This is a genomic window from Streptomonospora alba, from assembly GCF_000826685.1.
In the GTDB taxonomy this organism is placed as follows: Bacteria; Actinomycetota; Actinomycetes; order Streptosporangiales; family Streptosporangiaceae; genus Streptomonospora; species Streptomonospora alba.
In genome coordinates, this window is record NZ_JROO01000003.1 from 74,452 (window position 1) to 93,803 (window position 19,352).

At 72.1% G+C, this 19,352-nt stretch carries 18 protein-coding genes; 10 read left to right on the top strand and 8 right to left on the bottom strand.

From position 1 onward, the window contains the following. Positions 1–259: 259 nt before the first annotated feature. Positions 260–1,366 (top strand): phosphate acyltransferase PlsX, encoded by a 1,107-nt coding sequence (gene plsX / locus LP52_RS01075; protein ID WP_052809281.1) that lies wholly within the window; start codon positions 260–262, stop codon positions 1,364–1,366. A 69-nt stretch (positions 1,367–1,435) separates the two neighbouring features. Further along, on the top strand, positions 1,436–3,169 hold the full coding sequence (argS, locus tag LP52_RS01080) for an arginine--tRNA ligase (RefSeq protein WP_040269918.1): 1,734 nt from the start codon (positions 1,436–1,438) through the stop codon (positions 3,167–3,169). A 232-nt stretch (positions 3,170–3,401) separates the two neighbouring features. Here argS and LP52_RS01085 read toward each other — a convergent pair whose 3' ends face one another. Both LP52_RS01085 and LP52_RS01090 read right to left on the bottom strand, forming a co-directional pair. Beyond that, positions 3,402–4,187 (bottom strand): cellulose binding domain-containing protein, encoded by a 786-nt coding sequence (locus LP52_RS01085; protein WP_040269919.1) that lies wholly within the window; start codon positions 4,185–4,187, stop codon positions 3,402–3,404. 198 nt (positions 4,188–4,385) lie between these two features. After that, positions 4,386–5,015, bottom strand: coding sequence for a hypothetical protein (locus LP52_RS01090; RefSeq protein ID WP_040269920.1), 630 nt, complete (start codon positions 5,013–5,015; stop codon positions 4,386–4,388). A gap of 405 nt (positions 5,016–5,420) precedes the next feature. Here LP52_RS01090 and LP52_RS01095 point away from each other — a divergent pair, with 405 nt between their 5' ends. Continuing rightward, complete coding sequence (locus LP52_RS01095; RefSeq protein ID WP_040269921.1) at positions 5,421–6,038, top strand: YceI family protein; 618 nt, start codon at positions 5,421–5,423, stop codon at positions 6,036–6,038. Positions 6,039–6,270: 232 nt separating this feature from the next. Here the strand turns inward: LP52_RS01095 and rbsK are convergent, their stop codons facing one another. The 4 genes from rbsK to LP52_RS26945 all read right to left on the bottom strand — a co-directional run bounded on the left by rbsK (position 6,271) and on the right by LP52_RS26945 (position 8,938). After that, on the bottom strand, positions 6,271–7,194 hold the full coding sequence (gene rbsK, locus LP52_RS01100) for a ribokinase (RefSeq protein WP_040269922.1): 924 nt from the start codon (positions 7,192–7,194) through the stop codon (positions 6,271–6,273). Positions 7,195–7,287: 93 nt separating this feature from the next. Further along, positions 7,288–8,130: an exodeoxyribonuclease III gene (locus LP52_RS01105; protein ID WP_040269923.1), complete on the bottom strand. Its 843-nt coding sequence runs from the start codon at positions 8,128–8,130 to the stop codon at positions 7,288–7,290. A gap of 140 nt (positions 8,131–8,270) precedes the next feature. Beyond that, positions 8,271–8,588 (bottom strand): hypothetical protein, encoded by a 318-nt coding sequence (locus tag LP52_RS01110; protein ID WP_040269924.1) that lies wholly within the window; start codon positions 8,586–8,588, stop codon positions 8,271–8,273. After that, positions 8,585–8,938, bottom strand: a complete 354-nt coding sequence (locus LP52_RS26945) for a hypothetical protein (protein ID WP_157036147.1) — start codon at positions 8,936–8,938, stop codon at positions 8,585–8,587. The genes LP52_RS01110 and LP52_RS26945 overlap by 4 nt, the downstream gene beginning before the upstream one ends. 148 nt (positions 8,939–9,086) lie before the next feature. Here LP52_RS26945 and LP52_RS01115 point away from each other — a divergent pair, with 148 nt between their 5' ends. The 5 genes from LP52_RS01115 (at position 9,087) to LP52_RS01135 (ending at position 15,569) form a co-directional block, all read left to right on the top strand. Further along, a complete protein-coding gene (locus LP52_RS01115; RefSeq protein WP_169775326.1) occupies positions 9,087–9,323 on the top strand; it encodes a GntR family transcriptional regulator in 237 nt (78 codons plus the stop codon). Positions 9,324–9,972: 649 nt separating this feature from the next. After that, entirely contained in the window at positions 9,973–10,698 is a 726-nt protein-coding gene (locus LP52_RS01120) for a response regulator transcription factor (RefSeq protein ID WP_040270043.1), read from the top strand. Then, complete coding sequence (locus LP52_RS01125) at positions 10,699–12,099, top strand: sensor histidine kinase (protein ID WP_040269925.1); 1,401 nt, start codon at positions 10,699–10,701, stop codon at positions 12,097–12,099. A gap of 149 nt (positions 12,100–12,248) precedes the next feature. Beyond that, complete coding sequence (locus tag LP52_RS01130) at positions 12,249–14,186, top strand: acyl-CoA dehydrogenase family protein (protein WP_040269926.1); 1,938 nt, start codon at positions 12,249–12,251, stop codon at positions 14,184–14,186. A 174-nt stretch (positions 14,187–14,360) separates the two neighbouring features. Next, positions 14,361–15,569: a winged helix-turn-helix domain-containing protein gene (locus tag LP52_RS01135; RefSeq protein ID WP_040269928.1), complete on the top strand. Its 1,209-nt coding sequence runs from the start codon at positions 14,361–14,363 to the stop codon at positions 15,567–15,569. 30 nt (positions 15,570–15,599) lie between these two features. On the opposite strand, the gene LP52_RS01140 is transcribed toward LP52_RS01135, so the two are convergent. Both LP52_RS01140 and LP52_RS01145 read right to left on the bottom strand, forming a co-directional pair. Continuing rightward, positions 15,600–16,145 (bottom strand): GNAT family N-acetyltransferase, encoded by a 546-nt coding sequence (locus tag LP52_RS01140; protein ID WP_040269930.1) that lies wholly within the window; start codon positions 16,143–16,145, stop codon positions 15,600–15,602. A 237-nt stretch (positions 16,146–16,382) separates the two neighbouring features. Further along, on the bottom strand, positions 16,383–17,525 hold the full coding sequence (locus LP52_RS01145) for an acetyl-CoA C-acetyltransferase (protein WP_040269932.1): 1,143 nt from the start codon (positions 17,523–17,525) through the stop codon (positions 16,383–16,385). Positions 17,526–17,987: 462 nt separating this feature from the next. On the opposite strand from LP52_RS01145, the gene LP52_RS01150 reads away from it, so the two are divergent. Further along, a complete protein-coding gene (locus tag LP52_RS01150; protein ID WP_040269934.1) occupies positions 17,988–19,130 on the top strand; it encodes an acyl-CoA dehydrogenase family protein in 1,143 nt (380 codons plus the stop codon). A 35-nt stretch (positions 19,131–19,165) separates the two neighbouring features. After that, on the top strand, positions 19,166–19,333 hold the full coding sequence (locus tag LP52_RS27580; protein ID WP_040269936.1) for a hypothetical protein: 168 nt from the start codon (positions 19,166–19,168) through the stop codon (positions 19,331–19,333). The last annotated feature ends 19 nt before the right edge of the window (positions 19,334–19,352 follow it).

Here is a 19,352-nt window from a genome sequence, read left to right on the forward strand (position 1 = left end):
CGAACCGGGCGGAAAAGAGTCATACCCGAACCTGCGCGGTTCGTACCCGATTTCCGGGCATCAACCGCTGATCAGGGCGTTTCGGGCGCGGTCGGCCGGTCCGCCCGCGGCGGCCGGCATCTCGCAGCGTAACGTGGACCGCGTACGGTCAGGTGCGCCCGTCCGCAGGACCGCCGCCGATCGCGGCCTACGGGCCTGCGCCCGCGGCGTTTCCGGAGGGGATCTGGCCCGTGCTTCCGGCAATCGATGGAGGGGACGGGTGAGCACACCCCAGACAGGCGTCCGCAGCGTGCACAGCGGACCGGTCATCGCCCTGGACGCCATGGGCGGCGACCACGGTCCGCAGGAGGCGGTCCGGGGAGCCGTGCGGGCGGTGCGCGAGCACGGGCTGCGTGTGGTGATGGTGGGCAGGCGCCCCGAGCTCGTGCGGCTGCTGGCCGAGGAGGACGCGGCGGGCGCCATTCCGATCGTGCACGCCGAGGACGCGCTGGCGATGCACGAGGGCGCGCTGGCGAGCTGGCGCCGACCGCGTTCCAGCGTCGCCGTGGCCTGCAAACTCATCCGGCAGGGTGAGGCCAGCGCGCTGGTGTCGGCGGGATCGACCGGCGGTGTTGTCGCCACCTCGACAGTGCGGCTGCGCACCCAGCAGGGCATCATGCGCCCGGCCCTGGCCGTGTCGCTGCCCACCCGCCCCGGTCCCACCGTCCTGCTCGACGCCGGCGCCAACGCCGACGCCAAACCCGAGATGCTGGTGCAGTTCGCCCACCTCGGCGCCGCCTACGCCCGCAGCGCCTTCGGCGTGGAGAACCCCAGGGTGGCGATGCTCACCATCGGCGCGGAGCCGGGCAAGGGGAACCGCCTGGCCCGCAAGACCGCGGAGCTGCTCACCGCGGCGGCCGCCCAGGCGCCGCAGGCCCAGCGGCTGGACTTCCGCGGCAACGTGGAGGGCCACGACCTGCTGGCGGGCGAGGTCGACGTCGTGGTCACCGACGGGTTCACCGGCAACGTGGCGCTGAAATCGGTCGAAGGCGCCGTGCGCTTCACCATGGACGCCGTCGCCGAGGCGATGACCTCCAGCACCGCGGCCAAGGCCGGCTCGCTCCTGCAGCGCAAGGCCCTGCGGGAACTCCGCGGCCGGCTGGACAGCGACACCTACGGCGGCGCCGTGCTGCTGGGCCTCAACGGCAGCGTGGTCATCTCCCACGGCGCCAGCCGCGGGCCGGCCGTCGAGCGGGCCTGCCGACTCGCCCACGACCTGACCGCAGGGGGCATCGGCGAGGAGGTCCGCAGCCGGGTGCAGTCCGGCGCGCGCTCGGCGCGGCGGCAGCGCCTGGGACCGGGCGGGGAGGAGCAGCCCGCCGGCTAGCGGAGCCTGGGCGCCCGGGCCCGTGGAGAACCGAACACGGGCGGTTTAGCAGCTCGGTAGGCTTACACCATGGCCGCCCCGCAGGAGATCCTCGCAACACGGGTCCAGTCCGCACTCGGCGCCGCGCTCGGCGCCGAATTCGCCGAGACCGACCCCGTCATCCGTCCGTCCCAGTTCGCCGACTACCAGGCCAACGCCGCCCTGGCACTGGCCAAGCGCCTCGGCCGGGCACCGCGCGACGTCGCCGCCGACATCGTCGCGCAGCTGGACGTCGATGACATGTGCCGCCAGGTCGAGATCAGCGGCCCCGGCTTCGTCAACCTGACACTGCGCGAGGACTGGATCGCCGCGCAGGCCCAGGAGCTGCTGAACGACCCGCGAGCGGGCGTGCCGCAGCAGGAGTCCGAGACCGTCGCGATCGACTACTCGGCGCCCAACGTGGCCAAGGAGATGCACGTCGGCCACCTGCGCACCACCGTCGTGGGCGACGCCCTGGTGCGCGTGCTGGAGGCCCTGGGCCACGACGTGGTCCGCCAGAACCACATCGGCGACTGGGGCACCCCCTTCGGCATGCTGATCGAGCACCTGCTCGACGTCGGCGAGGGCTCGGCCGAGGCCGAGCTCGTCAAAACCGACCCCAACGCCTTCTACCAGGCCGCGCGCGAGCAGTTCGACGGCTCCGCGGAGTTCGCGGCGCGGGCGCGCAAGCGCGTCGTCGACCTCCAGGCGGGCGACGCCGAGACCCTGCGGCTCTGGCGGGAGCTGGTCGAGCTCTCCACGGTCTACTTCAACCGCATCTACGACAAGCTCGACGTCACGCTCACCGACGCCGACCTCGCCGGCGAGAGCAAGTACAACGACATGCTGCCCGGCATCTGCGACGAGCTGGAGCGCGAGGGGATCGCCGAGATCAGCGACGGCGCGCTGTGCGTCTTCCTCGAAGGCTTCACCGGGCGCGAAGGCAAGCCGGTGCCGCTGATCGTGCGCAAGAGCGACGGCGGCTACGGCTACGGCACCACCGACCTCGCCACGGTCAAGTACCGGGTCGAGCATCTGGGCGCCCGGCGCCTGCTCTACGTCATCGGCGCCCCGCAGTCCCTGCACCTGCGCATGGTGTGGGAGACCGCGCGCAAGGCGGGCTGGCTGCCCGAGGACGTCGAGCCCGTCCACGTGCAGATCGGCAACGTGCTGGGCGCGGACGGCAAGATCCTGCGCACCCGCAGCGGCAAGCCGATCCGGCTCGTCGAGCTGCTGGACGAGGCGATCGAGCGCGCGGCCAAGGTGGTCGCCGACAACCGCCCGGACCTGGACGAGGACACGCGTGCCGGCATCGCCCGCGAGGTCGGCATCGGCGCCGTGAAGTACGCCGACCTCTCGGTTTCGCACGACTCCGAGTACGTCTTCGACTTCGACCGGATGCTTGCGCTCAACGGCAACACCGGGCCCTACCTGCAGTACGCGACGGCGCGCATCCGCTCGATCTTCCGCAAGGGCGGCGTGGACCCGACCGCCGCCGCGGGCCCGGTGGCGGTCACCGAGCCCGCCGAACGCGAACTGGCGCTGGCGCTGCTGGGCTTCGGTCCGGCTGTGGCCACCGTCGGGGCGACGCTGGAGCCGCACCGGCTGTGCGCCTACCTTTTCGAGCTCGCGCAGGCGTTCACCGGGTTCTTCGAGCACTGCCCGGTGCTGCAGGCCGAGGACCCGGCGGTGCGCGACTCCCGCTTCGCACTGATCGCGACCACGCTGCGCACCCTGGAGACCGGGCTGAACCTGCTGGGTGTACGGGCGCCGGAGCAGATGTAAGGGCAGCCGGAGGCCGTGGGGACGGGGCGCTCGCGCATTGCGCGGGCGCCCCTCCGCTTGCCGGGACCGGTCCCCGCCACTCCGGCCACGCGCCGCGGTCGGCGCACGCGCATCGCGATGCCGGCATGGCCGCGGCCGCTGCGACGACCGCCCCGGGGACCCGGAGGGGCGCACCCGGCTCCGGGCCGCGCTTGGGCCGATCGAGCCGCTTCGCGAACCGGCGGGCGCCGCCTCAGCTCGCGGAGCAGCTGACCGAGGGCCGGCCGTTGTCGCCGTCGTGCTTGCCGACGAATCCGAAGCCCGCGCTCTGGCCCGCGGACAGGGAGCCGTTGCGGCCGGCGTCGGTGGCGGTGTAGGTGCCTCCCCCGCCGGAGACGTCGGCGTTCCACGCTTCCTCGATGGTCTGGCCGTCGGGGAACGCGATGGTCACCGTCCAGCCGCTGATCGACGCGTCGGCCCTCACCGTGACCCTGGCCTGGAAGCCGGAGGACCACTCGTTGGGGACCGAGTAGCCGGCCTCGCATCCTCCGCCCGAATCCGGCCCGGAGCCGCCCGCGGAGTCCGGGCCGTTTCCGTCGCCCCTGTCGCCGCCGGGCCCCGCGCCGTCAGGGCCTCCGCGCCCGTCGGGCCCTTCGCTCCCCAGAGCACCGTCCCCGCCGTCGTCGCCGTCTCCCCCGTCGTCCTGCTGCGATTCCCCGGCTTCCTCCTGGGGCTCCTCGGATTCCTCGTTCTCCGGAGGCGCCGAAGGGGCCTGCGCCTCCGCCGAGGACTCCTGCTCGCCGTCGGCGACAGGAGCGTCGGCGGGGCCGGAACTCGTCGCGGGTGCGGGAGGAGGCGGGTCGCCCACGCCGACCCGGGTGTCGTCGCCGCTGAGCGCCATCCCCGTGATGAGCACGCCGCTGCAGGCCAGAGCGGCGGCCAGGGCGCCGACCGCGAGCACGCGGCGCTTGCGACGCTCCCGCCTGCGCCGAGCGGTCCGCGTGAGAACGGGGCCGGCGTCGGACGTGTCGCTGCTCATAGGGATCGCTGACCTCTCGAGGGTGGGAGCGCCCGCGCCGGTTACATCGAGTGCTGGGTCACGCGGCCACGGGCCACATAAGGGTACAACGCAGTCATTTCACACCAAGGCGGACTGCCGTGCCGGATCCGGCCACCGCCACGAAGCGCCGCCGACCGGCACCGGCGGGCTCGTCCGGCTCGGGCGGTCGACCGGTGGCTAGAAGGGGTAGTCGGCGTACTCGTCCACGTCGGTGCCGTCGGGGGACTCGGGGGTGTTCCAGGCGTCCCCGTCGCCTTCGTCCCGGTCGTCGTGGTCGGCGCCGCCCTCCTGCCACGGCGGCCGCCCGCGCCCGTCCCGGTCGTACCGGTCATACCGGTCATACCGGTCGTCGTCGGGCCAGTCTCCTCTGCCGGAGGGGCCCGCGCTCCCGTCGTCCTCGTCGCCGTCGTCGTCAGCGCCCTGCTGCCGGCCCTCGCCGCCACCGGATGGGGCGCCGCCGCCGGCGCCTCCGCCCGATGAACCGCCGTCGTCCGGTTCGTCCTGGGGCTGCTGCGAGGACGCGGGAGCCGCTGTAGGAGCGGCCGCCTCCGCCGTGGTCTGCCGCTCGCCCTCCACCACGGGCGAATCCGTCGGGCCGGCGCTCATACCGCCCGGCGGCGGAGGGTCGTCCACGCCCACCTCGCTGCCCTCGCCGCTCAGCGCCAGGCCCATGGCGAGCACGCCGCCGAAGGCCAGACCGGCCGTGAGCGTGCTCGCCGCGAAGAGGAGGCGCGTGCGGCGCCGCTCCCGCCTGCGCCGAGCGGTCCGGGTGAGGACGGCCTCGGAGCCGTGAGTGTCGCTGCTCATACGGGTCGCTGACTTGTCGGGGATGGGCGCACCGGCGCCGGTTCCCTCGTGTGCAGGGGGTCCCACGGCGCCCACGCCCCACAAGGGTACAGCGCGGACATCCCCGAGCAATGCGGACCATAGGGCCGGATCAGGCCGCTCCGCGCCCCGGCCGGATGCGTGGAGCGCCACCGCCCGCATCGCAGCGGCGTGTGAGTAATACGACAACGGCCGAGGTGAAAGACGACCGAAAGCGGCCTTTCACCACGTGCCGATACCCCTTGACCGTCCCGGACGGGCGGAGGGGAGCCGTGTCTGCACCGCGGATCGCGCACGCGCCACCTGCGGCGCACCCCCAGGAGCGGTGCCGACCGGCATCGAAACGGGATATTAGCCTGAGAGAGACCAAACGAGGGGAAAGCAGACATGAACCCACTCCCGCCTGAGGGCTACGACTTCGGTCCCGCGCCGGGCCATTGGCACCTGGATCCCATCCATTCGTGCCTCATCTTCGTCGCCCGGTATCTGCGCTTCGGCCGGGTGCAGGGAACGTTCAGCGACGCCAAGGGCGCCGTCATGGTGGCCGAGGACCCCCTGCAGTCCAAGGTCGACGTCAGCATCCGCGCGGCCTCGGTCAACACCGGTGTGCAAGCCCGCGACGACCACCTGCGGTCGCCGGACTTCCTGGACGTGGAGACTTACCCCGAGATCCGGTTCACCAGCACCCGGATCGAGGAGCGCTCACTGCAGAAGCGCACCTTCTACCTGCACGGCGATCTGACGATCCACGGCACCACGCTGCCGGTCACCTTGGAATGCCAGTGGGCGGGCGAGGCTCCCGACTACGCGAACCCGGAGGACACCTACGGCCACTTCTTCGCCGGCAACACCCAGATCCGGCTGTCCGACTTCGGCATGGGCGACGGCGGCCCCGTGCCCTGGGGCGGGCGCCTGGTCGGCGACACGATCGACATCGTCCTGGAACTCCGCGTCCAGGACACCGACCCCATCCACTTCCTGCGCTCCATCGGCCACGTCGCCTGACGCCGGACACCGGGCCGTACGGACTCCCCTCGCACGCCGGTTCCCCCGCCGGCGGCGACCGCGGGCCCGGCTCAGCGGACAGGGACGGCGCGGCCCACGGGGGCAGGGCGACGAGAAGGCGTCCCCCGGCAGCCGCCGGCAGGACCTCACCCACACCGTGATACGCGCCCGCAGGAACGGCGCCACGGGATCCCGCTTCGCGCGGCGGGCAGCCCGCATCCGCGCTCGTAGGTCAGTCCCGGGCCAGGAGCTCCTCGACCTCGGCGCGCTCGGGCATGGAGGGCGCCGCACCGTGGCGCTGGACGGAGATGGCGGCGGCCGCCGCCGCGAAGCGCAGGCACTCCTCGGGCGGACGCCCCTCGGCCCGGGCGACTGCGAACGCGCCGCAGAATGTGTCGCCGGCGGCGGTGGTGTCGACGGGGCGTGTTTTGCGGGCCGGCACGTGGACGGGCTCGCCGCCGCGTGCGCCGTACAGGGAGCCGTCCGCGCCGAGAGTGACGATGACCTCGGGCACGGTGCGCAACAGCGCGGCAAGCGCGGTGCGCGGATCGCTCTCTCCGGTGAGCCTCGCCGCCTCATGCTGGTTGGGCACCAGCAGGTCGACGTGCTCCAGTAGCTCCCCTGGCAGATCGCGCGCCGGCGCCGGAGTCAGCACCGTCGGTACACCCGCGGCACGTCCGGCGCGTGCGGCGGCGGCGACGCCGTCCATGGGCAGTTCGAGCTGCAGCAGCAGGACCGCGCTGCCCTCGATCAGCGCCTGATCGCCCTCCCGCAGACCGGTGACCTCGCCGTTGGCGCCGGGGACGACGATGATGGAGTTGGCCCCGTCGGCCTCCACGACGATGTGGGCGGTCCCCGAGGCGCCGCCCAGGGTGCGCAGCCCGGAAACCTCGATGCCGCATTCGACGAGGTTGGTGCGCAACTGGGTGCCGAACGCGTCCTCGCCGACGGCGCCCAGGAACGCGGTGTCGGCACCGGCGCGGGCCGCCGCGACGGCCTGGTTGGCGCCCTTGCCGCCGGGAACCTGGCTGAACCGGGTCCCGGTGACCGTCTCACCCCTACCTGGAGCGGAGTCCACGTAGGCGACGAGGTCCATGTTCACGCTGCCGAAGACCGCGATGCGCGGTCGTACCGAGGGAGTGGTGGTCGAGCTCACAGCCCGACCATATCGGGCCGTCGCCGCTCGGCCGTTATCCCCCGCCCGCGCCCGCCCAACGAGCGCGGGGCTGTCGCGGTCGGCCGGGGCGGCTCAGCCGCCGGCGAGCCCGGTGGCGTCGGCGGCCGCGGACTCGTCCTCGGCGCCGCCGTCGAGGTCGACCATGACCGGGGCGTGGTCGGAGGCGCCCTTGCCCTTGCGTTCCTCGCGGTCGATGACCGCGCCCGACACGCGCGAGGCGAGTGCGGGCGAGGCCAGCACGAAGTCGATCCGCATCCCCTTGCGCTTGGGGAAGGAGAGCTGCTTGTAGTCCCAGTAGGTGTAGACCCCGGGGCCGGGGGTGTAGGGGCGCACGACCTCGGCGAACCCGGAGTCGACGAGGCTGGTGAAGGCGTCGCGCTCGGGCTTGGTCACGTGCGTCTTGCCCTCGAACTCGGCCATGTCCCACACGTCGTCGTCCTGGGGGGCCACGTTGAAGTCGCCGCACAGCGCGAGCTGGGCCTGCGGGTTTTCGGCCAGGCACTCGGCGCCGTAGGCGCGCAGCGCCTCCATCCAGCGCAGCTTGTAGTCGTAGTGGGGATCGTCGACCTCGCGCCCGTTGGGCACGTACAGGCTCCACACCCGCACCCCGCCGCAGGTGGCGCCCAGCGCACGGGCCTCGGCGGACTCGGTCTCGCCCCAGCCCGGCTGCCCCGGGAAGCCGATCTGCACGTCCTCGATCCCCACACGGGAAAGGACGGCGACGCCGTTCCACTGCGAGAGCCCGTGGTGGGCGACCTCATAGCCGAGGTCGGTGAAGAGCTCCGCGGGGAACTGGTCGTCGCGGCACTTGGTCTCCTGCACGGCGGCGACGTCGACGTCGCCGCGCTGCAGCCACGCCGCGATCCGCTCGCCGCGCGCCCGGACACTGTTGACATTCCACGTCGCGATTCGCACACCGCCAGGCTAGCGCGCGGGAGTGACAGTTGCGCTGCACTGGCGGAACACGGGGAGCACGCGGGTTCCGCGATCGAACGGCCGCAGCCGTCAGCCGCCCGCGGACGTCTGCGGGCGGCCCTGTGGTCGGAGGGTGTGTACTACTGGTCGTCTCCCTCGTAGCCGCACGTCCAGATGCCGCCGTGGCGCTTGTAGCAGTGCGGGAACACGGTCATCGGGCTCACCCCGCTATGACCCGAGGGGATTCCGCTGGTCCAGCGCACGGAACGACCGCAGGGGCGGCCGGGCGGCGCGGGGATCGCGTCGACCGTGTAGGCGCGCAGGTATGTGCCTGCGAGGGTTTCGGCGTGCACGGCGCATGCGAGGAGCACGCGGACCAGCGCGCCGCGGTCGGTCGCCTCCAGCGTCCACACGGCTTCGCAACCGCAGTCATGGACCGTGCTCAGTTCGACGCTCACCGCGCACCCCCCGCCGCGGCCAGATCGGCGATACCGCACCGGTCGGCTTCTACGCGCTGCGCTTCGCGCTTCTGCTCCCAGAGTCGGACGTAGGGCCTGACGGGGTCGGGAACATCCGGCCCGCCTGCGGGCAACGCGTCGAAGTCGAGTACGGGGATCGCGCGGGCATAGCGGCGGACGCGACGCGCCTTGACCCTTCGTGTACGCGGCCGGCCCTTCGTCTCGACGACGCTGTGCGCCGCGGGGACGCCGGGGACGTTCCCAAGGGGCGCCGCCACGTGGTGGCGCCCGGCCGGCGGGGAGAATAGTACGCCCCACAGTGCCGCGGCCAGGGCTACTAGAGTATGCATCGGCAACCGGTCCTTTCGGTTGTCCGGCCCCCGGAGAGTTACCGCTCTCGCGGGGGCACAGTATTTGGTTGGCAAAAGCACAGCATACATATAGCACGCCTAGCATGCCAGCATTGCTGCGCATCCTAGCCGTGCCTAGCTTGCCCGCGTGGAATGGCGTGAAGGCATCCCGAGATGGGTCCAGATAGCGGATGAACTGGAAGAGCGCGTCCGCGACCGGCGCTACCCGAGCGGTACGCGCGTGCCGAGCGTGCTTCAGCTCATGGAAGAGTTCGGGGTCGCGAGCGCTACCGCACAGAAGGCTTTGTCAGCCCTGCGTGAGCGCGGGTTGACCTATACGGAACCCGGATTGGGCTCGTTCGTGCGCGCGCACCCGCGCGAGTAAGCGCCCGCAGCGCACGGGAGCACCGGAGACTGTTCCCCGTAGCAGCGACCAGGCGAAGTGAGGGCGGGTCGACCGAGGGTAGGACGAATCCACGGAAGTGGCCTCGGTGCGGCCGTCCTCCGCACCGAGGCCTCTTCCCTATTCGTCGGGCTGTGATCGCACGCGACGCCCCACGGGCGGCGGAGCCGATCGTCGCCGTCCAGTGGGACGCCCGGCGCCGCCTTCGGGTTCGCGCCGATGGAGCGGGAATCGCGGGAATCTCCGACCGCCCCGTGGACCTGCGACGACGCTGGACCCGGTACAGGGCCTCCGTGTACCCGCGCCCGCAGACGGCCACGGTTATCAGGACATTCCCAGCCTGTGCTCGGCGCTGGCACAGCCCGCTGCGGCATCCTTGCACCGGGCCGCACACCGTGGCCGGCCCGGCTTCGCCTCCGCGCGCCCCCGAAACGCGCGGACGTGAGGCCACAGCGGGGGCGGCGGGCCCGGCGCTCCCCGCAGGCGCCCCTGCCCCCGGCGCCGACCGCCTCGGTCGAGCCCCGCCCGCCCCGCGCGTGCGGGGCTCGCGGCGTGTCCTGCTGTCCCCGGCCTGCGGCATCATGGAAGACCAGGCCGGAGGCCGCTCCGGAACCGCTCAGAGGTGGAATGCATGCGCGAGACCGCGACCCGCTCGCACGTCCTGGTAATCGACGACGAGCCCAACATCCGCGACCTGGTACAGGCGGCGCTGCGCTTCCACGGTTTCAGCGTGGACACCGCCGAGACCGGTGGCGAATGCCTGGCCAAGGCGCGCGAGCAGCGTCCCGACCTCGTGGTGCTCGACGTGCTGCTGCCCGACATCAGCGGATTCGAGGTCTGCCGGCAACTGCGCGACTCCGGCGACGAGGTCCCGGTCATATACCTCACGGCGCGCGACACGCCCTCCGACACCGTCACCGGACTGTCCCTGGGAGGCGACGACTACGTCACCAAGCCGTTCTCCGTCGAGGCGCTCGTGGCACGCGTGCACGCGCTGCTGCGGCGCGCGCGCCGCGACGACAGCGGCGGCGACACCGACCGCGACGACGAGGGCGTGCTTCGGGTGGACGACCTCGAACTCAACGAGCGCACCTGGACCGTGCGGCGCGCCGGCGTGCCCATCGAGCTCTCGCCCACCGAGTTCCGCCTGCTCGCCTACCTGATGAGCAACGCCGGGCAGGTGCTGACCCGGGCGCAGCTGCTGGAGAACGTGTGGGGCTGGGACTACGCGGGGCAGTCCCAGATCGTGGAGACCTATGTCAGCTACCTGCGGCGCAAGCTCGACCCGCTCGGGCCCGCGCTCATCCACACCCAGCGCGGCGTGGGTTACGCACTGCGCACGCGGGACAGTGCTTAGATGACCCACCGCGGAGGACTGCGCCGCCGCCTGCTGGTAGGGCTGCTGGCGGTCACCGGTGTCGGGCTGCTGGTGACGTGTGTCGTGGGGTTCCTGACCCTGCGCAGCTTCATCACCGAGCGCATCGACGCCCAGCTCCAGCTCACGGCCGAGCGGGCGATGGTGCGGCTGGACAACGACACCCCTCCCGCGGGCGTGGACGCGCCCAGCCCTTCGCCCTACTTCGTGGTGCTGCTCGACGACGACACCGGCGCGATCAGCCAGGTCTACGGCGACAGCTACCGCGAGGACGTGGTGCTGGACCGCATCCGCACCATCCCGCGCGGCACATGGCGCGACTACGGCGCGTCGGGCGAGATCTTCGAACTGGACGGTGTCGACCCCGACGTCGCGCCCTACCGCGCGACGGTGCGGCTGCGCCCCGACACGATCATGGTGGCGGGCGTGCCCACGGGCGACCGCGAGCAGTACCCCTGGCGGCTGGTGGTGACCCAGACGATCACCGCGGGCCTGCTGCTGGCAGGGCTGACGCTTGCGGGGCGCTGGCTGATCGGGCGGGGCCTGCAGCCGCTCGACGACATGGCCACCACCGCCAACCGCATCAGCGTGGGTTCGGACATGTCGGTGCGGATGCCGGGGTCGGGCGCGCACAGCGAGGCCGGACGGCTGGCGGCGGCCATCAACACCATGCTCCAGCGCATCGAGGACTCCTTCGCCGCCCAACGCGCGTCGGAGGAGCGGGTGCGCTCCTTCGCGGCCGACGCCTCGCACGAGCTGCGCACCCCGCTGACCACCATCCGCGGCTACGCCGAGCTGTACCGGCAGGGCGCCATCCCCGAGGACGAGATGCCGGGGGCCATGGAGCGCATCGAGAACGAGTCGCAGCGCATGAGCCGGCTGGTCGCCGAACTGCTGGAGTTGGCGCGGCTGGACCGCACCGGGGCGCTGAAGCGTAGCGAGACCGACCTGACCGTGCTCGCCGGCGAGGTGGTGCGCGACGCGCGTGCGCTGGAGCCCGATCGCGAGATCACGCTGGAGGCGCCCGAGGAGCTGTGGTGCGACGCCGACGAGGCACGGTTGCGCCAGATCCTGGCCAACCTGCTGGCCAACGTCCGCGAGCACACCTACGAGGACACGCCGACGACGGTCCGGCTGCGCTCCGAAGGCGACACCGCCGTGCTGGAGGTGGCCGACCAGGGGCCGGGCATGGTGGCGGAGGACCTGGGGCGCGCCTTCGACCGCTTCTACCGCAGCAACCGCACCCCGGGCAGCGGGAGCGGTCTGGGCCTGTCCATCGTGCACGCCATCGCCGACGCGCACGGCGGCGGCGTCGACCTGGACTCGGTTCCGGGGGAAGGCACCACGGTGACGGTGCGGATCCCGCTGCACGCCGGGGACTGAAGGCGCCGCGACCCCGCCGGACACGCCGAGCCCAGGGGCGCCGCGCCGGGCCGTTCGCCATGCTTCGCACCCCCTACCGGCGGGTAGGAGCGTGAAACAGGCCACAAGCACCGTGGCACCCCGCTGTGCTGGTGAGGTGATCCGAAGATATGACCGCGGTGAACCGCGAGACCGCTGCCGAGCACGTAGACGAGCGGCAGGCCCGAGCGGTGGCCGAGGCCGCCCGTGAGACCGAATGGCGCAAGCCCAGCTTCGGCAAGGAGCTCTACCTCGGCCGGCTGCGGCTGGACCTGGTCCACCCCTACCCCCGCCCCGCAGCCGAATCCGTGCAGGAGGGCGAGGAGTTCCTCGCCCGGCTGCGCGACTTCTGCTCCACGATCGACGCGCAGCGCATCGAACGCGAGGACCGCATCCCCGACGAGGTCATGCGCGGCCTCAAGGAGCTGGGGGCGCTGGGCATGAAGATCCCCCGGGCCTACGGCGGGCTCGGGCTCAGCCAGCTCTACTACAACCGGGCGCTCACCCTCGTCGGCTCGGCCTGCCCCGCCATCGGGGCCCTGCTGTCGGCGCACCAGTCCATCGGCGTACCGCAGCCGGTGCGGATGTTCGGCACCGAGGAGCAGAAGCGCGCCTTCCTGCCCCGCTGCGCGACGACCGACATCAGCGCGTTCCTGCTCACCGAGCCCGACGTCGGCAGCGACCCGGCGCGGCTGCACGCCACCGCCACACCGACCGAGGACGGCTCGGCCTACCTGCTGGACGGCGTGAAGCTGTGGACGACCAACGGCGTGGTCGCCGACTTGCTGGTGGTCATGGCACGCGTGCCCGAGAGCGACGGGCACCGCGGGGGCATCTCGGCCTTCGTCGTGGAGGGCGACTCCGAGGGCATCACCGTCGAGAACCGCAACACGTTCATGGGCTTGCGCGGCCTGGAGAACGGCGTGACCCGGTTCCACCGGGTGCGCGTGCCCGCCGAGAACCGGATCGGCGAGGAGGGCAAGGGGCTCAAGATCGCACTGTCCACGCTGAACACCGGTCGGCTTTCGCTGCCGGCGATGTGCGTGGGCGCGGGCAAGTGGTGCACGAAGATCGCCCGCGAGTGGTCGCGCGAGCGGGTCCAGTGGGGACGACCGGTCGGCAAGCACGAGGAGGTCGCCAAGAAGGTCTCCTTCATCTCGGCCACCACCTACGCCATGACCGCCATGCTGGATCTGGCCAGCCAGTTCGCCGACGACGAGCGCAACGACATCCGCATCGAGGCCGCCATCGCCAAACTGTGGTGCTCGGAGATGGCCTCGCAGGTGGCCGACGAACTCGTGCAGTTGCGCGGCGGCCGAGGTTACGAGACCGCCGCGTCCCTGGCAGCCCGCGGCGAACGCGGGATCCCCGCCGAGCAGACGCTGCGCGACCTGCGCATCAACCGGATCTTCGAAGGAAGCACGGAGATCATGCACCTGCTCATCGCCCGTGAGGCGGTCGACGCCCACCTGTCGGTGGCAGGCGACATCATCGATCCCGAGGCCGATACCCAGGCCAAGGCCCGGGCGTTCGCCAAGGCGAGCGGTTTCTACGCCACCTGGCTGCCCACCCTGGTGGTCGGCGAGGGCCAGCGCCCCGGCTCCTTCGGCGAGTTCGGGCCGCTGGCCGGGCACCTGCGCTACGCCGAGCGCGCGTCCCGCAAGCTGGCGCGCTCGACCTTCTACGCGATGTCGCGCTGGCAGGGCAAGATGGAGACCAAGCAGGGCTTCCTGTCGCGTGTGGTCGACATCGGCGCGGAGCTGTTCGCGATGAGCGCCGTAGTGGTGCGCGCCCACAGCGACCGCGAGCAGGCCCCGGAGCGCGGCCAGAGCGCCTACGAACTCGCCGACGCCTTCTGCCGCCAGTCGCGGCTGCGAATCGACGCGCTGTTCACCGCGCTGTGGGACAACACCGACGACATCGACGGCAAGCTCAGCCGCCGCGTCATGGACGACCACTACACGTGGCTGGAGGAGGGCGTCGTCGACCCCTCGTCGCCCGGCCCGCTCATCGCCCAGGTCGATTCGGGCCGCTCGACCAAGGAGGACGTCCACCGCAAGATGGGCTGAGGGACCGGGGCACCGGCCCAGGCCGTGCGGCTGTCGTCGCGGCGCCCTCGGCGCCCTCGGCGCCGGCGGCGGCCGCACGAGGCCGGATCCTCGCCGGGCCTGAGCGGCCCGGGGTACGCCCCGGCCCCCCTGCTCTCCGCCGATCGTCTCCACCCCCCGCTAGCCTCAGAACCGATGAACGAATCCGCTCTGCCGCACCCCCGTCGCGACTCCACGCTCTCCGCGGCTCAGGCCCGCCGTGTGGCACTCGCGGCCCAGGGCTTCGCCGACCCCGCGCCCTCTGGTCCGCCTACCGCCCGCCACCTCCAGCGGGTGATCAACCGGGTCGGAGCCATCCAGATCGACAGCGTGAACGTGCTCGCCCGCAGCCAGTACCTGCCGGTGTTCGCGCGGCTGGGCCGCTACGACCCCGCGCTGCTGGACCGCGCCGCCACCCGGCGCGGCGGTCGGCTGGTGGAGTACTGGGCGCACGAGGCCAGCCTGATCCCGCCGTCCACCCACCGGCTGCTGCGCTGGCGCATGGACCGCGCCCACGACGAGGCGTGGGGCGCCATGCGCCGCACCGCCGACGAGCATCCCGGCCTCCTCAAGGCGGTGCGCGAGGAGGTCGAGCGCATCGGCCCGGCTACCGCGCGGCGGATCGAGACCGCGCTGGAGCACGGTTCCGATCGGCCGCGCGAGCACTGGGGATGGAACTGGTCGCTCGTCAAGCGGGCGCTGGAGTTCCTGTTCTGGTCCGGCGAGGTCACCACCGACGGCCGCACCGCCCAGTTCGAACGGCGCTACGACCTGACCGAGCGCGTACTCCCGCACGAGGTCCACAACGCCCCCGATCCCGACCCCGCCGACGCCCGGCGCGAACTCATGGCGATCGCGGCGCGCGCCCACGGCGTGGGCACCGAGCTGTGCCTGCGCGACTACTTCCGGCTCGGCGCCGCCGAGGCCCGCACGGCTCTGGGCGAGCTGGTCGAGGCCGGCGAGGTCGTGCCTGTCGGCGTCGCCGGCTGGCAGCGGCCCGCCTACCTGCACCGCGACGCACGCGTGCCGCGCAAGGTCGACGCCCGTGCGCTGCTCAGCCCGTTCGACTCGCTGGTGTGGGAACGCTCGCGGGCCGAGGCTCTGTTCGGCTTCCGCTACAGGCTGGAGATCTACGTCCCCCCGGCCAAGCGGGTGCACGGCTACTACGTGCTGCCGTTCCTGCTGGGCGAGGACCTGGTGGCGCGTGTCGATCTCAAGGCCGACCGCAGGGCCGGGCGGCTGCTCGTGCGGTGCACCACGCTGGAGGAGTCCGCTCCGCCCGAGACCGCCGAGGAGCTGCACGCTCAACTGGAGCGCATGGCCGCGTGGCTGGAGCTGAACGAGGGCGTGCGCTACGAGGAGTGACGGCGGTGCCCGCCGGAAGCGGGCCGCGCCTCACGTGCCGAGCGGCTTGGCCAGCTCCTCGAAGACCAGGTCGTCGCGCTTGGGCAGGCCGAACCGCTTGTCGCCGTAGGGAAAGGGCACGGTGCCGCCGGTGCGCCGGTAGCCGCGCCGCCCGTACCAGGCGATCAGGTCCGCACGCTGGCGGAGCACCCTCATGCGCATGGCCGTGCTGCCCAGCTCCTCGGCCGCGGCGCGTTCCGCCTCGGCGAGCACGCGGCGTCCCAGTCCGCCGCCCTGGGCCTCGGGCCGCACAGCGAACATGCCGAAGTAGGCGGAGCCGTCTCCGCCGTCCGTGAGTTCGCAGCAGGCCACCGGCCGGCCGCCCTGCTCCGCGAGAAGCACGCGGGTCTTGGGCCGGGCGAGGAGGTCGGCGATCTTCCCGGCGTCGACGCGCTGGCCGCCGAGCAGGTCGGCCTCGGTGGTCCAGCCCCGCCGCGAGACGTCGCCGCGGTAGGCGGAGTTCACCAGCTCGACCAGCACGGCCACGTCGCCTTCGTCGGCGTCGCGGAAGACGGGCCCGCTGGCCTCGGCGGTCATCCGGACTCCTCTCGCTGCAGAACGAGCATCACTCTACTGCCCGAGCTGCCGCGGGTGGGCAGGTGTGGCAGCCGTTCGGCGGCTGCCGGGGCGGAGGCGCCGTCGCGCCGTCGCGGTGCCGCGGTGCCGCGGTGCCGCGGTGCCGCGACGCGAACGGCGGTGCGCCGGCGGGACCGGCGCACCGCCTTCGGGTGTGCGCGTGGCGCGCGGGCGGCGCGCCTCATGCGGGGCGGGGCGCTACACCCGCTCGATGATGGTGGTGTTGGCCTGGCCGCCGCCCTCGCACATGGTCTGGAGGCCGTACCTGCCGCCCGAGCGCTCGAGTTCGTGCACGAGCTTGGTCATCAGCACGGCGCCGGTGGCGCCCAACGGGTGGCCCAGGGCGATGGCACCGCCGTTGGGGTTGGTCTTGGCGGGGTCGGCGCCCAATTCGTCCAGCCAGGCCAGCGGGACGGGGGCGAAGGCCTCGTTGATCTCGGTGACGTCGATGTCGTCGATGCCCAGCCCGGACTTGGCCAGGGCCGCGCGGGTGGCCGGGATGGGGGCGGTGAGCATGTACACCGGGTCGTCACCGACCAGGGACAGCTGGACGACCCGCGCGAGCGGGGTGAGCCCGTGCTTGTCGACGGCGCGCTCGGAGGCGATCATGAGTGCGCCCGCGCCCACCGAGACCTGGCTGGCTACGGCGGCCGTGAGCGCCCAGCCCTCGCGCAGCGGGTCCAGCGAGGCCATCTTCTCCAGAGTGGTCTCGGGCCGCACGCCCTCGTCCCGTGCGACGCCGGCCAGCGGGGCGATCTCCTTGTCGAAGTACCCGGCGTCGCGCGCGGCGGCGGCGCGGCGGTGGCTCTCCAGCGAGTAGCGCTCCAGGTCCTCGCGGCTGTAGCCCCACTTCTCGGCCATCAGCTGCGCGCCGCGGAACTGGGAGATCTCCTGGTCGCCGTAGCGCTTGTGCCAGCCCTCGCCGAAGATGGCCAGATCGGCGTCGAAGGCGTACTTGGCGTTGGCGCCCATGGGGACCATGCCCATGTTCTCCACACCCGAGGCCACCACGAGGTCCTGCGTGCCCGACATGACGCCCTGGGCGGCGAAGTGCACGGCCTGCTGGGAGGAGCCGCACTGGCGGTCGATGGTGACGCCCGCGGTGGTCTCGGGCAGTCCCGCCGACAGCCACGCGGTTCGGGCGAGGTCGAGGGCCTGGGGGCCGACCTGGCTCACGCAACCCATGACGACGTCCTCGACCGCCTCCGGGTCGGCCCCGGTGCGGTCGACCAGCTCCCGGAGGACGTGTGCCCCCAAGTCCGCCGGGTGCACGCCTGCGAGGGCGCCCTTCTTCGTTCCTACCGGGGTCCGGACGGCCCCGACGATGTATGCCTCAGCCACTGTGCCCTCCTGGGAGCCTGCTGTTTCCGCTACGCGTGGATCCTTAACCGAACCATATTCGGTTTCCGGATGCAGGCAAGGGGACGGGGGCCGCCGGACGGCCGCACGACACGGGGCGAAGCGGCGGCGCGACGGCGGCCTCAGCTTCTACCGCGATACCGGCTACGGCGGGGTGATTCGCCCGGTTCGCCCCGCTCTATCGCCCGCATCAGCGTTGATCTTGTACCTACGGGCACATGTGATCGCTCACAGTGACCGTAAGTACAAGATCAACGGGGGTCGGCGAGCACACGGACCCAGCTGGACGCGGTGGACAGCGGAGGCGCCGCTCGGAGCCGGGGCGGACTTCGCCGGAGCTTCCATCCGCCCGCGCCCGACCGAATCGTGTTCGGTTACGGTGGTGATGCGCGCGGGGCGCGGGCGCGCGGACGGCGGAGCCCGCAACGAGACAAGGAGCCGGCCATGCACAGGGAGCTCTTCGAGACCGACCACGATCTCTTCCGCGAGTCGGCGGCCGAGTTCCTCAAGCGCGAGGTGGTCCCCTACCACGGGCAGTGGGAGAAGGACGGCATCGTTCCGCGCGAGGTGTGGACCAAGGCAGGCGAGGTCGGCCTGCTCGGACTGGGCGTGCCCGAGGCCTACGGCGGCTCGGGCAGCGACGATTTCCGGTTCAACGCCGTGGTCTCCGAGGAGATCTGCCGCGCCGGCGCCAGCGGTCTGGGATTCACGCTGCAGAACGACGTCATCGCGCCCTACCTGGTGCGGCTGACCACCGAGGAGCAGAAGCGCAGGTGGCTGCCCGGCTTCGCCTCGGGCGAGCTGATCACCGCCATCGCCATGACCGAGCCGGGCGCGGGCAGCGACCTGCAGGCCGTCAGCACCACCGCCGTCCGCGACGGCGACGAGTACGTCGTCAACGGGCAGAAGACGTTCATCACCAACGGCATCAACTCCGACCTGGTGATCGTCGTTGTGCGCACCGACCCCGACGCCGGGGCCCACGGACTCTCCCTGCTGGCGGTCGAGCGGGGCACGCCCGGTTTCGAGCGCGGCCGCAACCTGGACAAGATCGGGCTGAAGGCACAGGACACCGCCGAGCTGTCGTTCACCGACGTGCGTGTTCCGGTGGACAACCTCATCGGCGAGGAGAACCAGGGGTTCGTCCACCTGATGGAGAACCTGCCCCAGGAGCGGTTGTCGATCGCCGTGGCCGCAACCGCCGGTGCCGAGAAGGTGCTGGCCGAGACCATCGAGTACTGCAAGAACCGCGCCGCCTTCGGCCGCCCGATCAGCAAGTTCCAGAACACGCGCTTCACGCTGGCCGAGCTGGCCACCGAGGCCGATCTCGCCCGCACCTACGTCGACCGCGCGATCACACTGCTCAACCGCGGCGAGTTGACCGTCGAGGACGCCGCCAAGGCCAAGTGGTGGACCACCGAGTTCGCCAATCGGCTCATCGACCGGTGCCTGCAGCTGCACGGCGGGTATGGATACATGATGGAATACCCCGTGGCGAAGGCGTGGCAGGACGCCAGGATCCAGTCGATCTTCGGCGGCACGACCGAGATCATGAAGGAGATCGTGGGTCGCTCGCTGGGTCTGTAGCCACCCCCTCGACGGGTTACGGCGAAAGGGTCACGATGAGCGGCGCGTGGGACGGCCTGATCGTCCTCGGACTCCTGATCATCCTGCTGGTACTGGGCGTGCGGAGGCTCCGGCCCCGCATGCACGTCCCGTGGACCACCGGCGGCATCGTGGTCTGCTTCATCTTCGTCGTACTGCTGCTGTGGGCGTGGTCCAACCGCTGAAGTCGGAGTAGGCGGACCG

Coding starts and splice junctions, on each gene's coding strand:
- argS (WP_040269918.1), top strand. CDS start 1,436: ATGGCCGCCCCGCAGGAGATCCTCGCAACACGGGTCCAGTCCGCACTC.
- LP52_RS01140 (WP_040269930.1), bottom strand. CDS start 16,145: ATGACCGCCGAGGCCAGCGGGCCCGTCTTCCGCGACGCCGACGAAGGC.
- LP52_RS01125 (WP_040269925.1), top strand. CDS start 10,699: ATGACCCACCGCGGAGGACTGCGCCGCCGCCTGCTGGTAGGGCTGCTG.
- LP52_RS01090 (WP_040269920.1), bottom strand. CDS start 5,015: ATGAGCAGCGACACTCACGGCTCCGAGGCCGTCCTCACCCGGACCGCT.
- LP52_RS01085 (WP_040269919.1), bottom strand. CDS start 4,187: ATGAGCAGCGACACGTCCGACGCCGGCCCCGTTCTCACGCGGACCGCT.
- LP52_RS27580 (WP_040269936.1), top strand. CDS start 19,166: ATGAGCGGCGCGTGGGACGGCCTGATCGTCCTCGGACTCCTGATCATC.
- LP52_RS01095 (WP_040269921.1), top strand. CDS start 5,421: ATGAACCCACTCCCGCCTGAGGGCTACGACTTCGGTCCCGCGCCGGGC.
- LP52_RS01120 (WP_040270043.1), top strand. CDS start 9,973: ATGCGCGAGACCGCGACCCGCTCGCACGTCCTGGTAATCGACGACGAG.
- LP52_RS26945 (WP_157036147.1), bottom strand. CDS start 8,938: ATGCATACTCTAGTAGCCCTGGCCGCGGCACTGTGGGGCGTACTATTC.
- LP52_RS01150 (WP_040269934.1), top strand. CDS start 17,988: ATGCACAGGGAGCTCTTCGAGACCGACCACGATCTCTTCCGCGAGTCG.
- LP52_RS01130 (WP_040269926.1), top strand. CDS start 12,249: ATGACCGCGGTGAACCGCGAGACCGCTGCCGAGCACGTAGACGAGCGG.
- LP52_RS01135 (WP_040269928.1), top strand. CDS start 14,361: ATGAACGAATCCGCTCTGCCGCACCCCCGTCGCGACTCCACGCTCTCC.